We start from the raw sequence: 14,575 nt of genomic DNA, 5'->3' as shown, positions 1-14,575 counted from the left end.
CATGATGTGGCCGGCCATCTTCCCGCTCGGCATCCGCGGCCTGGGCAAGCTGACCGAGTTCGGCGCCGCCTTCCTGGTCATGGGCATCATCGGCGGCGCGGTCATCCCGCAGCTCTTCGCCCACCTCAAGGACCAGTACGGCTTCCAGCTCGTCTTCCTCTGCCTCATGGTGCCCTGTTATGCATATATCCTCTTGTTTGGATTCGTGGCGGGGAGAAAGGCGAAATAGCACCGTGTTGAAAAAGGGTGTAATTTTGCTACAAGGCAGGCATGACTGTATTGAACGACATCCTGACCACCATACGCGAACGCGTCCCGCATGAAGAGGGCGTCAACCTGAAGATCGGGGAGGAAATTCTGCGCGATCCCGCCACCGTGGTCGATGTAAGTATAAAGAGCTTCGCCAACCGCATCGGGGTCAGCGAGCCTTCGATCATTCGTTATTGCCGCTCAATCGGTTGCGACGGCTTCAAGGAATTCAAGAAGCACCTTGCGCAGTCCCTGGTACTGGAACAGAAATTCGCCAAGCCCCCCACCTCGGTCGGCGGTGAGGAGGGCAGCAGCCAGACCGGCGACGAACGCTTCGAACGCCTCACCACCAGCGTTGCCATCGCTCTGCGCTCAGTCAGCGAAACCGAACATTTCGAGCAGATCGACACGGCGGCGAAGACGCTGATGGCGTCTCCCATGATCGCCGTCTTCGGCCTGGGTGGTTCGTCCGCAACCTTGGCCATGGAGGCGCAGAACCGTCTGTTTCGCTTAGGCTTGCGCGTTGTCGCCCACGTCGATAGCTATATGCAGCGGATGACGGCGGCCACACTGAAAAAGGGCGATACGGTCCTGATTATCTCAGCCACCGGACAGCCCGAAACCCATGCCGAAAGCGCCCGCATCGCCCGCAGCTACGGGGCGACCTGCATCGCCATGGCGCCGCTGAAAAGCCCTTTGGCCAAAGCCTCGGATATCCTGATCCCGATCGAGTTGGCGACGGATGTACCCTATCATCAACCCAATCCGGTGCGTTTCGCCCAACTGTTTGTGCTCGACTGCATCGCCGATCGTGTGGCTCTGATCCTGGGCCGGCCGGCGATGGAAACTCTGCGCCGGGTGTCCTCCGCCGTTTCGCCGCAACAGCATTACCTGCCTACGGGCGATTAACGGGCGTCATATCCAGCGTCAGTACCTCGAAAGGTTTCAGATGCAGGGTGACGGGCTTGCCGGCTGTCAGCGTCATAGTTGGTGTCTTGGCGCCTTTCCAGGGACTGCGGGCTGTGTAGATCGTGGCGGCATCCATTGGCAATTCGAGCGCAATGCCGATATCCACCGCGAAGTCCTGCGCCTTGTCGGACGGATTGCGCAGGGTGATGATGCCCTTCCGCGGTGCCCAGGCCGCCCAGCCATAGACATCCAGCCGTCCCGGATCGCCGCCGATCCAGTGGGTGTCCTTCAGTACATCGGCATTGGCGCGGGACCAGTTCGCGGCCTCGGCGAGATTATCCCAGTCCGAGTCTTTAAGCAGGGAGGGGGTTATGTACATTTCCTGCAGGGCGGTGCCGCTGCCGAAATAGGAACGAATTTCGTCGGCAAATTCACCCTTTGGGTCGTTGTCGAGGCCGGGTGCATGCTGGGCATAGATCAGACCATGCACCATCAGCGAATTGAGCGGGAAGAGCGGCCCGCCGACCACAATATTCCTGTAGGTTTCACGGTCACGATAGGTCATCCATCGCTGGCGGGGAGAACCGACACCCGTAAAGGCGTGATCCTGGCCGCCGTGCCAGATGGAATCAGCGTACATCAGCCAGGCCGGTGAGGGATAGGTGCCTGTGGTGACATTTATGAACAGGTCCGGCCGGGCTTTGCGCAGGTCATCGATCAGGTGGATGGCGGCGTCGAAATCGCTGTTGAACCGGCTGCCGGGAAAGACCTTGGCGGCATTACCTGTGCCATCGAGTTTGAACTGGTTAACGCCCTGAGTGGTGACCAGTTCGAGCGTAACCTTACGGAAATTGTCGTAATATTTCGGACCTGACAGGGCGAAGCCGCCATCGATAACCTCATAGCCGGTGTTCGGCACATTGGCGATGCGCGCCGCCTTGTTCTTGTTGTAGCCGCCCCAAGGCGACAGCCAGGCACCAGGCGCCGCACCATATTGCGCGGCGGCGTAGCGCAGGGGAACGAAGCCGTTTGGAAAAGCCTTGCTGAACGCCCATCGGCCGCTGAGATCGTCCCAGCCATCATCCAGCAGGAAGGAATCGATCTTGACGCCGCGTTTGACGGCCAGTGCCTCCCCAAAGGCATGGATGCGGTCCAGTGCGTCGGCTTCTGTATAGGTGGTGTCGTAACCGATGTCGTACCAGGAATTATAATGCAGGAAGGTGCGATAGGGGTGCGCGCGTTCGGCTTCGATATAGCTGAGGAAATCCCGGCGCAACTGGCCCGGCGCTGTGACGCCTATGACCGCGGAGTAGCTCAGGCTCTGGCCCTTGCGCAGGGGCAGGGCATTATCGATCTGTGTCCAGGCCTCGTCTGATTCCACAATGGCATGGCTGTAGGCGAGCGGATTTTCAAACATCACGTAATCATTGCCGGCAATGACCGGTGAGCCGTTGACCTTGCCGGAAATTTCCGCCCCAGGTGCATTCAGACCCATCAGGCGAACCTGGGGGATCATCTCATCTTGTTTCAACGCCGTGATGATGACGACTTCACGCACATATTTGGCCCCTTCGGGCTGAACCAGCCGCCAGTCAATGCGCAACCGGTTCTCTTTGTCGGTAAAAGTGCCCTGGATTTCCTGCCGCAATTGCGTTTCGGAATGGCGGGAAGCCTTTGCGTTGCCCGGTATGGTTACGACGCGCAAGGGTCCGTCAAGCGTCAGATCGGCCAGGGTCAGGGTCTGGCCCGCGTTCAGCGAAACCATAAAAGGCTCAGTGACGATCAGGGTGCGGCCGTTCAGCTTGTCGGAAAAACGAAAATCCGCCACCTGTCCGCCATCTGCCGTCCAAGTCAGGGCGGCATTCTGGTTGCCGAACGACTGCAAGCCTCCGGCATGGGCAGCCGGATGCAGAGCAGGCAGCGTCAGAAGGACCAGGAGAGAGGCGCAGGCTTTGAGCGGCGACATCGATATTTCTTTTTTGTAGCTTCACTACACACTATGAGCTACAGTTTCGGGGGAAGTCAATTTCTAAAATGAAGCCGGAACAGTCAAGGTGCCGCTCGCGGCTCCGAAAAGCATTAAATCGTATAAATGCCTGTAAAATAATGATTTTTTTCTTCATTTGTCCTGCCTCTATCCGAATGGAAGTATTGCGGATTTGCAACAGAATCCTTCTTAATTGTCATATAATTTTGCAAAATGTGTAACTGGATTTGACATTTGTAGCAAATGTAGCATTTTTGTTGTAGCTCGTGTAGCTGGGAACAGATAAAAAGGGATGATAAGAGGATGAGTATCTGGAAGAACAAATGCAGTGTATCACGCACGGCCCTGACCATGGCCCTGTTTTGCGGCCTGGCTGGCATAACGGGGCAGGCTATGGCCGCGCAGGATGCACCGACCGAGGCGCAAGGTGCCGGCCCCGATGACACCACGTCCGTAGTGGTCGTTGGCTCCCGAAAGGCCCTCAAGACGGCACAGGATCTCAAGAAAACGGCCGATACGGTTGTGGATTCGATCACTGCCACAGATATCGGCGCCTTTCCTGACAAGTCGGTCGCCGAAGCCCTGCAGCGCGTGCCGGGCGTGACCGTCATGCGTTCGGTGGCGGGCGGCGATGTTATGCACTTCCCGGCCGAACCAACCGGTGTGATCATTCGCGGCCTCCAGCAGGTCAAGGCCGAATTCAACGGCCGTGATATCTTCAGCGCCGGTTCGGCCTCGGGTCTGAGCTGGGAAGACGTGTCGCCGGAAATGCTGGCCGGCGTCGATACCTACAAGAATCTCACGGCGGAAATGCTCGAAGGCGGTATCGCCGGTACTGTCAATCTGCGCACCCGCCTGCCATTTGACCAGAAAGGTCAGCTCATCTCCGCTACGATCGAAGGCGATTACGGCGACCTCAGCAAGAAGTGGACGCCGTCGGGCTCGGCGCTTTATTCCAACCGCTGGCGCACTGAACTGGGGGATTTCGGCTTCCTGGGCGATATTGCCTATTCGGAGATCGAGACTACAAGCCAGGGCGCGACCCTGCCGCGCATGATGCCTTTTGCCGCGGGCACTTACACCGACCAGATGAATTTCATCCCGTCGGGCATCAGCTATAACAACACCGTTTATGACCGCACGCGCAAGGGTATCTCCCTGGCCGGCCAGTGGGCCAGCACGGACAACCATTTCAAGGCGACTCTGCAATATAACAAGTCGACCTATGAAAACACCTGGAATGAAGACCAGCTCCTCAGCTTCTGGGCCTGGGTCGATCCGGCCTCCACCACGGAATCGACGGTCTGGACGGACGGCAGCCTGATTGCGCCGCCTGATGCGCCCGGCCTGGGCATCAATGAAGCCGGCGGCGGCACGCCCTTTACCTTCGACAGCAACGGCATGTTCCAGACCGGCGTGATCACCGCTTCGGCCGGCGGCTGGGGCTATGGCAGCATCGCCGACTGGTCCACAGGGGAATATGCCCTTGGGTCCACGGATCAATACGGTACCTACGGTCAGTACGGGATCAAGGACGCCAATGGTCGTGACCTGCCCATCTATCAGCCGTGTCTCAACTCGAACGTCACCCACGCCAATCAGCCCTGCCGTCTGGGGCCATCGGTCAACCTGGCGACCCGCTATTCAACCGAAACCCGCACGGTCGAGGATACGGCGCTCAACTTCATCTGGACACCGACCGACCGCCTGCGCCTGACTTTTGACGCGCAGCACGTCCTGTCCGTCAATACGCACTACGACATCACGTCGCGCAACGGCACCTACGCCAACCTGGCCGTGGACCTGACCGGCGACTTACCGAAACTGAATTTCGAGTTGCCATCCGGCTATAATGTGGTCGGCACAGATCCGATGTCCGATTACCGCAACTATTTCAATGAATCGATCATGGATCACCTGGAAGATTCCAAGGCCACCATGAATGCGGTCCGGATTGATGGCGCCTATATGTTCGATGGTCCGTGGATCAGTGAAATCCGTGCGGGCGTTCGCATGTCGGAACGCGACCAGCTTAATCAGTGGTCGGCCTATAACTGGCAGTCGATTTCCAGCAACTGGGGTGCCAACCCGGCCGATTCCTTCCACCTCGATGCCCCGGCCACGGCCAATTTCGCCGGCTATCCCGGCACCTACTGGCAGACGCGCACCTTCGGCGACAATGGTATGCTGGACGGCCTCATCGGCCAGAGCCAGTTCGTAACCATCAATCCGGAATATCTCAAGGATATCAATTTGATGGAGGCGACGTTCGGCAAGACGGCGCAGTCGGCCGGCGGCAAGACGCCGTCTTCCAACTGGGATCCGATCTGTATGCGTTCGGGCAATATCGCCGGCAGTTGTTTCCAGCCGGGCGAGCTTTTGAATGTCAATCTGAAGCAGGATTCGGCCTATGCCATGCTGAAATTCGGCGGGCCGGATGCGACCGTATTCGGCGGCATCACCCTGTCCGGCAATGTCGGCGTGCGGGTGGTCCAGACCAACCTGACCAGCATCGGCGCAATCAATTTCGCCGTGCCGTTCACATTCGACGAAACGAACTGCGTGCCGTTGTCGCCGGAACAGATTGCCGCGCTTGGCCCCAATCAGTATGCCGTTTCGCCGCAGTGCCTCGCCGCCAACTCGCTCGATGACCAGGCGTTTTCGGACGGCGGTTTTGCGCCATCGACGGTCAAGACCAAGCATACCTACACCCTGCCCAGCCTGAACCTGAAGTTCTCGCTGCCGGATAACTGGATCGTGCGCTTCGCCGCCTCGCGCGGCATGTACATGCCCGATATCGGCCTGCTGAAAAACTACACGACCCTGCAGCGCAGCTATGTGCCGCAGTCGGATATCACCATCGGTAATCCGAATATCGTTCTGGATGGTGCCGGCAATCCGGTCAGCTATATCCATGGCTATTCCGGCAGTACGGGCAATGCCCGCCTGAAGGCCATCACCGCCGATCAGGTTGACCTGTCGGTCGAGCACTATTTCGCCGAGGTCGGGTCGTTCAGCTTCGATATCTTCTCGAAGAAGTTCCACGACTATATCCAGAACGGCACCTTCGTCGTTCCGATAACCCACAATGGCGTCACCCGCGATGTGGCGGTCAATGGTCCGGTCAACGGCGAGGGGGCCAGTGTCAAGGGCTTTGAAGTGGCTTATCAGCGTTACCTGACCTTCCTGCCGGCGCCCTTTGATGGCTTCGGCATCCAGGCCAACTACACCCATCTGCATAATGACGGCGTGAAGAACAGCAATCTGACTCTGGATACGGCGGATGGATCGACCATCACCCGTTCTGCCCAGGACGGCATGATCAATCCTGGTCGTCTGGAGCAGTTGTCTGATGACTCCTACAATCTGATCATCATGTACGACAAGGGATCGTTCGGCGGGCGCCTGGCCTATAACTGGCGCTCCAAATACGTCAATTCGGTCAATGACTGCTGTATCGGTTTCCCGGTATGGAACCAGGCCGAAGGCTTCCTCGACGGCTCGCTGCGCTACGCGATCAACTCGCACACGGAAATCGACCTGCAAGGCACCAACCTGCTCGATACCCGTCCGAAAATCTTCCAGGAAGTTCTGGGGCCAACGGCGGCCAACCCGAATCAGGCGCCGCTACTCTTGCCCGCCGGGACTTTTGCCTTCGATCGCCGTGTTCAGTTGAGCGTGCGGTTCAAGTACTAAAACTCTGGAGGGGTCCGGGCGTTGGTCTGGACCGGCCCATGCTTTCTCCCGCCGTTCCCCGGTGGCATGGTTGTACTCCGGGCGCGCAGCCGATCGGCTGCGCGCCACATTTTTCATTTTAAGAGCAGATAAGACATGACGGACGCCAAACTCCAAAAAGTCGTCATTCTGGGCGGAGGGACAGCCGGCTGGATGGCGGCGACCTGCCTGGCCAAGGTCTATGGCGAAAGCCTCTCCGTCACGCTGGTCGAATCCGCCGAAATCGGCACGGTCGGCGTCGGAGAATCGACCATCCCGATGATCAACCTGTTCAATGCCATTCTTGGTATCGATGAAGCCGATCTCGTTCGTGAGACAGAGGCCACTTTCAAGCTGGGTATCGAGTTTGTCGACTGGACCCGGAAAGGTCACAGCTATCTGCATCCGTTTGGTGCCTATGGCGTGAACATGGAGGGTATTGGCTTTCATCACTACTGGCTGCGACTGGCGGTCCACGAGGGCGCTAAGGACTACGGCCAGTTCAATATGGAAACCCTGGCGATCCGCTCGGGACGATGTGGTCCGACCCAGACCGACCTGCCGCAGATCAAGCTCAACAAGGCGTATCAGTTCGACGCCACCCTCTATGCCGCCTTTCTCAGGCGTTACAGCGAGGCGCGTGGCGTCAGGCGGGTCGAGGGGCGGGTAAACGACGTGCATCGCAACCCTGAGACAGGCGATATCACGAGCCTGATACTCGAAGACGACCGGACGATTGAAGGCGATCTGTTTATCGATTGCTCCGGTTTCGCCGCCCTGTTGATCGGCAAGACACTGGGCGTTCCTTTTCAGGACTGGAGCCAATGGCTGCCGTGCAACCGCGCAGTGGTGGCGCCGTGCGAAACGGCGGGGCCGCCAACCCCTTATACGCGTGTCACGGCCTGTGAGGCCGGCTGGCAGTGGCGGATTCCGCTCCAGCACCGGACAGGCAATGGTTATGTCTTTTGCGATGGTTTTGCCGCCGAAGACGAAGCCACCCAAAGCTTGCTCAGTCGGTTGGAAGGCAAGGCTCAGGCCGAACCGCGCGTGCTCCGGTTCACGGCCGGACACCGCACCCGCATGTGGGAAAAGAATGTCGTTTCGCTCGGCCTGGCGTCCGGGTTTCTGGAGCCCCTGGAATCGACTTCGATCTATCTGGTCCAGAGTGCCCTGGCGCGCCTGATGGCGTTGTTCCCGCGCGGGCCGGTAAATGCCGGTGTTCGGTCGAAGTTCAATGACAACATGAACGCCGAATATGAATGCGTCCGCGATTTCCTGATTGCCCATTACAAGCTGACGGAACGTGACGACACGCCGTTCTGGCGCATGTGCCGCGACATGGATATCCCCGACCGGCTGCAAATGCGGCTGGAGGCTTTTAAAAGCGACGGGGTGCTGCTCGAATTTCCCCAGGATCTTTTCAAGGAGTCGAGCTGGTTTTCCGTGCTGATGGGGCAGGGGCTGCGTCCGAAAACCTATCACCCCTTGGCCGACGCCATGCCGCGGGAGGAGTTCCTGAACCGGATGGGGCAGTTGCGCAAGATGATTGGCCAGCGCGCCTCGGCCCTGCCCACACATAGTCAGTACATTTCTCATCTGAAAGGCCGCCAATGAAGACCTGTCTTTTGCTTCTCCTGATATGGCTGACGCCCGCCTTGGCGGCGGCAACGCCAAAACTGGCCGTGGTCAGCTACTGGGGTCAGCGAGTCGAGAATTTCGACCGCATCCCCGATCATACGGTGGCCCTGATCAACCCTTCCAGCGGCATCCTGGTGAAGGGCTCTGTCGATACGCCGGTCGACAGTCTCGGCGTCTATAAGGATGTCTTCCGCCGAGCCAAAAAGCACGATATTCGTTTCTATGGCTATGTGCCGACTGGCTATTTCAGTCACGACTGCAATTCGGACGGCAAGTGCCAGACCTGGGAACGGATCGAGTCGCAGGTGAAGATCTATTTCGAGAAAATGCCAGACCTTCAGGGCATCTTTTTTGATGAAACCGCACCGGCCGATTATGACTGCGCCCTGTTCAGTGCCGAATACGAAAAGCTGCGGGAACTCGTTGCCAAGTACCGACCCGGTGGAAAGATCATATTCAATGTCGGGATGCCTGACATCTGTGCCGTTGCCGCCACTGTGCCAGGCGAGATGATCGTGCTGTTCGAGAATGACGGCCGGCACTATGTCAATGATTACAAGCAGATCAAGGCGGCCACCGATCAGGCAAAAACCAATGGCACCGAGGTCTGGCATATCATCAACAACATTCCGACCGGTAAGGAATTGGAGGCCGTCTTGCGTGCTTCCGACGTCTATGCGCCGGACTATCTCTACGTGATAGATATCAGTGGCGACTGGCAGGCGGGCTTCGATACCTATGGCGATCTGCCATCCTACTGGAAGGCCGAGATCAGGGCACTGGCCGGCAACAATAAATAAACAGGGACATTCTCATGACACTCAAAACCAAACTCCTGATCGCCGGTGCCGTGATGGCCCTGGCAATGCCGTTTTCGGCCCTGGCTCAACCTGTGGCAAAGGGCGTGTGGCTGGGCAATACGGACGGCGCCGCGAAGACGCCGCCCATGGGTTGGAACAGCTGGAACGCTTTCCGCACCGAGGTCGATGAGGCCAAGGTGATGGGCGCGGCGCAGGCTCTCGTCGATGACGGCCTGGCGAAGAAGGGCTACACCTATGTCAATCTCGATGATGGCTGGTGGTTGAAGCGCCGCCTCACCGACGGCCGCATGATCATCCGCACGCAAATCTTTCCTTCGGCAAGTACGACTGACGGCAATACCAGTTTCCGCGGCTTTACCGATCGCCTGCACGGCATGGGGCTGAAGGCCGGGCTCTATACCGATGTCGGCCATAATGCCTGTTCGCAAGCCTATGATCTGCATTCCCCCAACCTGCCGGAAGGCACGGCCGAGGAGCGCCAGGTCGGCCTTGATGGCCATGTGTCGCAAGATATCAATCTCTATTTTAAAGAATGGGGCTTTGATTACCTAAAGGTCGATGCCTGCGGCCTGGCGGATTTCGCGCCGGATTCGAAGCTGGTCAAAGACAATGGCTATATCGGCCTGACGCCGGAAATCGACCGCGCCTCGCTCAATCGCACAGACAGCGCCAGAGTGGAGCAGCGCTATGCGGCAGTGGCCGCCGCCCTGAAGCAGGCCAATCCGGATAATGACTACGTCTTCTCGATGTGCAACTGGGGCATGGCCAACGTCCGCGAATGGGGCAAGGATGTCGGCAGTTCGTGGCGGACCTCCAGCGACATCACCCCGAACTGGTCGAGTATGCTGCACAACTATGACAGTGCGGTTAAGCGGGCGCTTTACGCCGGACCCGGCCATTGGAATGATCCGGACATCCTGTTCATCGGTGCCGGTGATTTCGATGCGGATCACCTGACTGAGGCGCGTACCCATTTCACGCTTTGGGCCATGATGAACGCGCCGCTGCTGATCAGTTATGACCTCAGAAAAGCGCCGCAATCCCTGCTCGATATCTGGGGTAATAGTGACCTGATCGCCGTCAACCAGGATCCGGCCGGCAACCAGGCCATCGTGGCCTATGATTCCGACGATGCGCAGATTCTCGTTAAGACCATGGCGGATGGCCACAAGGTCGTGGCCCTGTTCAATCGCACGGCCTCGCCGGCAAAGGTTAACCTGCTGGCCAGTCACCTGAAGCTAAAGGGTGATGCCCCCATCCAGCTCACCGACCTGTGGTCGAAAGCCGGCAGCACCTTCACCGGTGAGACCGAAGTCGAACTGGCGCCGCATGAAACCCGTGTCTTCTCGGTTCAGGGCGCGCGCGAGTTGGGTGACGGCGTGTATCTGTCGGAAATCCCCGGCGCCATCAATGTGGCAGACGACGGCGTGCGTGAGCCACAGCTTGATCCGACGGTACACCGCATGATCGATCCGTGGGCAGGCACCCATTCCGGTGGTTCACGACCGCAATATGCCGGCTGGGGCGGCGCGCAGGCGGACATGACACCCTATGCCCAGGCCCTGCAGATCGCCGATCATACCTATGACAGCGGAATCGGCGTACTTGGCAATTCGCTGCTGCAGGTTAAGAATGACGGTTACGCCACCTTCCGCGCCACCGTGGGCATGGACGATTCGACCCCGAACCGCGATCGCGCCGTCACCTTCGCGGTCTATGCCGATGGCAAGCTGGTCGCTAAAACGCCGCCGCTGAAATTCGGCGACGCGGCCCGCGATATCGCCGCCGATATTGCCGGTCATAAGATCATCGAACTGCTGGCGACGGATGACAGCGCGGCCAATGAACAGCCGGTCGTCGTCACTTGGGGCCTGGCTCGGTTACAAAAATAGCCATGCAGCCCTGCAAGAGCCTGACCGGCGTTACGCACGAGACGTTCTGGAACGATATCGTCCCGGCGAACGAACCGGTCGTCTTGCGCGGGCTGTGCGGGGATTGGCCGTCGGTCACGGCCGGGGGACGATCGGACCAGGCCATGGTTGATTACATGCGCCATTTTGACAGAGGCGCGGCGGTTGAATATTTGTCTGCCGCGCCTGATGTCAAAGGCGAATTCTTTTACGGCGATAGCCTGCGTACGCGCAACTTCCGGAAAGGACAGGCGTCGCTGGCTGAGGTTCTGAATCGCCTGCTGGCGGAAACGCAAGCCCCGCCGCCGGCGCTTTATATCCAGTCCACGCCGGTCGATGCGATCCTGCCGGGGTTTCCGGAACAGAACCTCAACCCATTGCTCCCCGCCTTAACCCGGCCGCGCATCTGGATCGGTAATGCCGTGCGTGTCCAGACCCATTACGACCTGTCGGATAATATCGCTGTCGTCGTGGCCGGGAAAAGGCGCTTTACCCTGCTTCCGCCCGATCAGTTGCCTAATCTTTATATCGGACCTTTCGAGCAGACCCTGGCCGGCTCACCTGTCAGCCTGGCAGATATTGAGCGGCCGGACTTTCAGAGATTCCCAAAACTGCGGGACGCTCTTGCTGCCGGGTACATCGCCGAACTGGAACCGGGCGACGCGATCTATATCCCCTACGGCTGGTGGCATCATGTTCGCAGCCTGTCCACGCTGAATGTTCTGGTGAACTACTGGTGGAATGAGGCGCCGTCTCATCTTCAGGCACCCTATGGCGCCTTGCTGCACGCCATGCTGCTGGTGCGCGATATGCCGGTGCGACAGCGGGAGGTATGGAAGACGATGTTCAATCATTTCGTCTTCTGCGAAAACGGCGATCCCGGCGCACACATAGGGTTGAACGATCAGGGAGTCATGGCGAAATTGACACCCGCCCAGCACAGTCGCGCATTGGAACAACTGGTTCTGGGATTGGAACGGCAAAGGCGTGGGCATTGACCTTGGCACCCAACAGGCCGAAACCGGCCACTGCCGCGTTCCAGGTTATGATGGATTGACCAATGCCTTGCCTGGCATCGCCCATGTTTGTCTTCTATCCAATTAGGAAGCCCTTGTTCGAAGGATAGCTCCACTAAGCATGGCCTTATGTATGGACGGGCTGCCGATTCCACGTGAGGTTTCTCATGAATAGCAGAAGTCGCTGATATTTATCCGGCTAGTCTGATCGACAGGTATGTCGCCTTTGGGGGCGAAGGCGACCGGTCAGTTTTGACCCAATGCGGACATTTATAAATGTAAGATTTCGCGTTCTTCGCAAGAGGGGCAGATGTCAGATCGACGCTGCCAGTGACATCCAGATGAAATTCCAATGCCATCTGGCGACGAACAGTTTTATCGCCGCGGGCTGCAACGACAATCTGCTGAAGGCGGCTTTTACAAAAATCTCGACGACGTTTCCGATGAAAATATTGCGGCGGTCGACGTAAATTGAAATCTGCTTCAAGACATTCGCGCCTGTGAAATTAATCGCCGCCTTTAATTTAGCAGATAAATGTGATCTGAACTTTCTATTTAAATGTTTTGTGCTTACAGTTGCAGAAGATGTTATCCGGCAGGTAGATCACTGAATGTTTGTTGAAAAAGACAGCGACCCTAATTCCCTTTTGGGGCGCAATCTGACGGTGGGCCTGCTGGATCATGTGGGCAAGGCTATCGTCACTGGTTTCTACGACAACAAGAGCTTCCCGACGGAGGCCCAACTGGCCGACCAGTACAAGGTCAGTCGCTCGGTCACGCGCGAAGCCGTCAAGATGCTGACAGCCAAGGGTCTGCTCGCCGCCCGCCCACGACAGGGCACGATCATCCAGGCCACACGGAACTGGAATCTGCTCGACAAGGACGTCCTGCGCTGGCTGCTGGAACGCAAGTTCTCCCTGCAACTGCTGCGGCAATTTACCGAGTTGCGCGTCTCCATCGAGCCCAAGGCCGCCGAACTGGCGTCAGGCAGCGCCGGTTATGATGATCTCCAGCGCATCAAGAAGGCTTTCGACCGGATGGTGCTGGCCGATGGCGGAGAGGGCGATCCCACTGAGGCCGACATCGATTTCCATGTCTCGATCCTCTACGCGTCCGGCAATCCGTTCTATTACCAGTTCCAGGAACTGATCCGCACAGCGCTGATGACGTCGATCTCCTTCACCACGCGGGTCAATGGCGTAACGCCGAACATCGAGGCCCATGAGAACATCATGAAGGCGATCTTCGACCGCGATGCCCGCCGCGCCTATGACGCCATGCACCTGATCGTCAATGACGTGCTGGTGGTCATCTACGAACAGGAAGCCCTGAACAAGCTGAAGGCATAAGTCTCAGGGCCCAGGTCTCAGGGCGTGATCACCGGCTTGTCATCGACCCAGTCCAGCGGCGAGATATACATGGCCCTGTAGCGGTGGCGAGCGTCATCGCTGTTGCGCCAGGCATGGTAGGCGATCCAGGTCCGCCCCTGAAAGTCGAAGACACTCTGATGACCGGGCCCCACCAGGTCCGGCTGGCTCTTCAGGATCGGGTTTTCCGGTGCGTCATGGCAGGGACCGACCGGGCCAGTGCAGACGGCATAGCCGGTGGCGTACTTGTCGCTGCCATAATCATTGGCGGCATAGATCATGTAGTATTTGTCGCCGTGCTTGATCATCTGCTCGCCTTCGACCACGCCGCCTTCCCACGGCTGGTCGTTGGTCACGCCGGTAACCAGGGCCGGCTCTCCCTCCAGGTGCTGGCCATCAGCAGTCAGGCGCTGGGCGATAATACCGATCGGCACGCCGCAGCAGTTGCCGTCGGTCTTGACGTAGAGCCACAGGTCATCGCCGTCGCGGAAAGGGCTTGGGTCTATCACGCCAAGCTCGGGGCCGCAGGTCAGGGGCGCCGATTGCGGCTTGAAGGGGCCTTCGGGTGTGTCGGAAACTGCCACGCCGACGCACAGGGTCAGGCCGTCCGGGCGCATCCGCGTCTTGTGCCGGCCCGTGAAATACATGACGTACTTGTCACCGATTTTCATGACTTCCGGCGCCCAGATGTCGGGTCCGCCCGATCGCACCCAGCGCGGCAGCTCAGGCATGGCATCGGTTGGCGCGCTCCAGTTCCTGCCATCGGCTGAGCGCGAAAACGGCACGTTCAGCCGCTTGCCGTCGTGCTTGCCATTGGTCGAATAGGCGACCAGGCCGCCATCGACCGGCAGGACCAGCGGGTCGGGAAAATCGATGTCCAGAACCGGGGCGGCCGCGCGGGCGGGACCGGAGACGAACACCAGGGCAGCGGCCGCGAGAAGGATTGATCGAAGCATGGCAAATC

General features: G+C 58.6%; 10 protein-coding genes and 1 pseudogene. 9 read left to right on the top strand and 2 right to left on the bottom strand.

Annotation, left to right across the window (positions count from 1 at the left end):
• Together ACTHND_RS16460 and ACTHND_RS16455 are read left to right on the top strand one after the other, a co-directional pair.
• A pseudogene (locus ACTHND_RS16460) lies at positions 1 to 229 on the top strand (glucose/galactose MFS transporter); the annotation flags it as partial.
• 41 nt (positions 230 to 270) lie between these two features.
• Positions 271 to 1,158: a MurR/RpiR family transcriptional regulator gene (locus ACTHND_RS16455; RefSeq protein ID WP_440179056.1), complete on the top strand. Its 888-nt coding sequence runs from the start codon at positions 271 to 273 to the stop codon at positions 1,156 to 1,158.
• Here ACTHND_RS16455 and ACTHND_RS16450 read toward each other — a convergent pair.
• Positions 1,145 to 3,124: an enterotoxin gene (locus ACTHND_RS16450; RefSeq protein WP_440179055.1), complete on the bottom strand. Its 1,980-nt coding sequence runs from the start codon at positions 3,122 to 3,124 to the stop codon at positions 1,145 to 1,147. The genes ACTHND_RS16455 and ACTHND_RS16450 overlap by 14 nt on opposite strands.
• 324 nt (positions 3,125 to 3,448) lie before the next feature.
• Between ACTHND_RS16450 and ACTHND_RS16445 the strand changes: the two genes are divergently transcribed.
• The 7 genes from ACTHND_RS16445 (at position 3,449) to ACTHND_RS16415 (ending at position 13,593) form a co-directional block, all read left to right on the top strand.
• Positions 3,449 to 6,841: a TonB-dependent receptor gene (locus ACTHND_RS16445; protein WP_440179054.1), complete on the top strand. Its 3,393-nt coding sequence runs from the start codon at positions 3,449 to 3,451 to the stop codon at positions 6,839 to 6,841.
• Positions 6,842 to 6,976: 135 nt separating this feature from the next.
• The gene (locus ACTHND_RS16440) at positions 6,977 to 8,473 is read left to right on the top strand and encodes a tryptophan halogenase family protein (protein ID WP_440179053.1); all 1,497 of its coding nucleotides are present in this window, start codon (positions 6,977 to 6,979) and stop codon (positions 8,471 to 8,473) included.
• Positions 8,470 to 9,297 carry a spherulation-specific family 4 protein gene (locus tag ACTHND_RS16435; protein WP_440179052.1) on the top strand — a complete coding sequence of 276 codons (828 nt, stop codon included), beginning with the start codon at positions 8,470 to 8,472 and terminating at the stop codon, positions 9,295 to 9,297. Before ACTHND_RS16440 ends, ACTHND_RS16435 begins: the two co-directional genes overlap by 4 nt.
• 14 nt (positions 9,298 to 9,311) lie before the next feature.
• Positions 9,312 to 11,210: an NPCBM/NEW2 domain-containing protein gene (locus ACTHND_RS16430; RefSeq protein ID WP_440179051.1), complete on the top strand. Its 1,899-nt coding sequence runs from the start codon at positions 9,312 to 9,314 to the stop codon at positions 11,208 to 11,210.
• Positions 11,211 to 11,212: 2 nt separating this feature from the next.
• The gene (locus ACTHND_RS16425) at positions 11,213 to 12,226 is read left to right on the top strand and encodes a cupin-like domain-containing protein (protein WP_440179050.1); all 1,014 of its coding nucleotides are present in this window, start codon (positions 11,213 to 11,215) and stop codon (positions 12,224 to 12,226) included.
• A gap of 370 nt (positions 12,227 to 12,596) precedes the next feature.
• The gene (locus ACTHND_RS16420; protein ID WP_440179049.1) at positions 12,597 to 12,719 is read left to right on the top strand and encodes a hypothetical protein; all 123 of its coding nucleotides are present in this window, start codon (positions 12,597 to 12,599) and stop codon (positions 12,717 to 12,719) included.
• Positions 12,720 to 12,855: 136 nt separating this feature from the next.
• Positions 12,856 to 13,593, top strand: a complete 738-nt coding sequence (locus ACTHND_RS16415; protein ID WP_440179048.1) for a FadR/GntR family transcriptional regulator — start codon at positions 12,856 to 12,858, stop codon at positions 13,591 to 13,593.
• Positions 13,594 to 13,610: 17 nt separating this feature from the next.
• Here the strand turns inward: ACTHND_RS16415 and ACTHND_RS16410 are convergent, their stop codons facing one another.
• The gene (locus ACTHND_RS16410) at positions 13,611 to 14,567 is read right to left on the bottom strand and encodes a glycoside hydrolase family 43 protein (protein WP_440179047.1); all 957 of its coding nucleotides are present in this window, start codon (positions 14,565 to 14,567) and stop codon (positions 13,611 to 13,613) included.
• Positions 14,568 to 14,575: the final 8 nt, after the last annotated feature.

Origin of the sequence: Asticcacaulis sp. (assembly GCF_051954415.1) — a bacterium.
Taxonomy (GTDB): domain Bacteria; phylum Pseudomonadota; class Alphaproteobacteria; order Caulobacterales; family Caulobacteraceae; genus Asticcacaulis.
Note: the sequence above shows the minus strand (reverse complement) of the source record. Positions and strands in the feature narration are given on the sequence as shown.

Coding starts and splice junctions, on each gene's coding strand:
- ACTHND_RS16455 (WP_440179056.1), top strand. CDS start 271: ATGACTGTATTGAACGACATCCTGACCACCATACGCGAACGCGTCCCG.
- ACTHND_RS16450 (WP_440179055.1), bottom strand. CDS start 3,124: ATGTCGCCGCTCAAAGCCTGCGCCTCTCTCCTGGTCCTTCTGACGCTG.
- ACTHND_RS16445 (WP_440179054.1), top strand. CDS start 3,449: ATGAGTATCTGGAAGAACAAATGCAGTGTATCACGCACGGCCCTGACC.
- ACTHND_RS16440 (WP_440179053.1), top strand. CDS start 6,977: ATGACGGACGCCAAACTCCAAAAAGTCGTCATTCTGGGCGGAGGGACA.
- ACTHND_RS16435 (WP_440179052.1), top strand. CDS start 8,470: ATGAAGACCTGTCTTTTGCTTCTCCTGATATGGCTGACGCCCGCCTTG.
- ACTHND_RS16430 (WP_440179051.1), top strand. CDS start 9,312: ATGACACTCAAAACCAAACTCCTGATCGCCGGTGCCGTGATGGCCCTG.
- ACTHND_RS16425 (WP_440179050.1), top strand. CDS start 11,213: ATGCAGCCCTGCAAGAGCCTGACCGGCGTTACGCACGAGACGTTCTGG.
- ACTHND_RS16420 (WP_440179049.1), top strand. CDS start 12,597: ATGCCATCTGGCGACGAACAGTTTTATCGCCGCGGGCTGCAACGACAA.
- ACTHND_RS16415 (WP_440179048.1), top strand. CDS start 12,856: ATGTTTGTTGAAAAAGACAGCGACCCTAATTCCCTTTTGGGGCGCAAT.
- ACTHND_RS16410 (WP_440179047.1), bottom strand. CDS start 14,567: ATGCTTCGATCAATCCTTCTCGCGGCCGCTGCCCTGGTGTTCGTCTCC.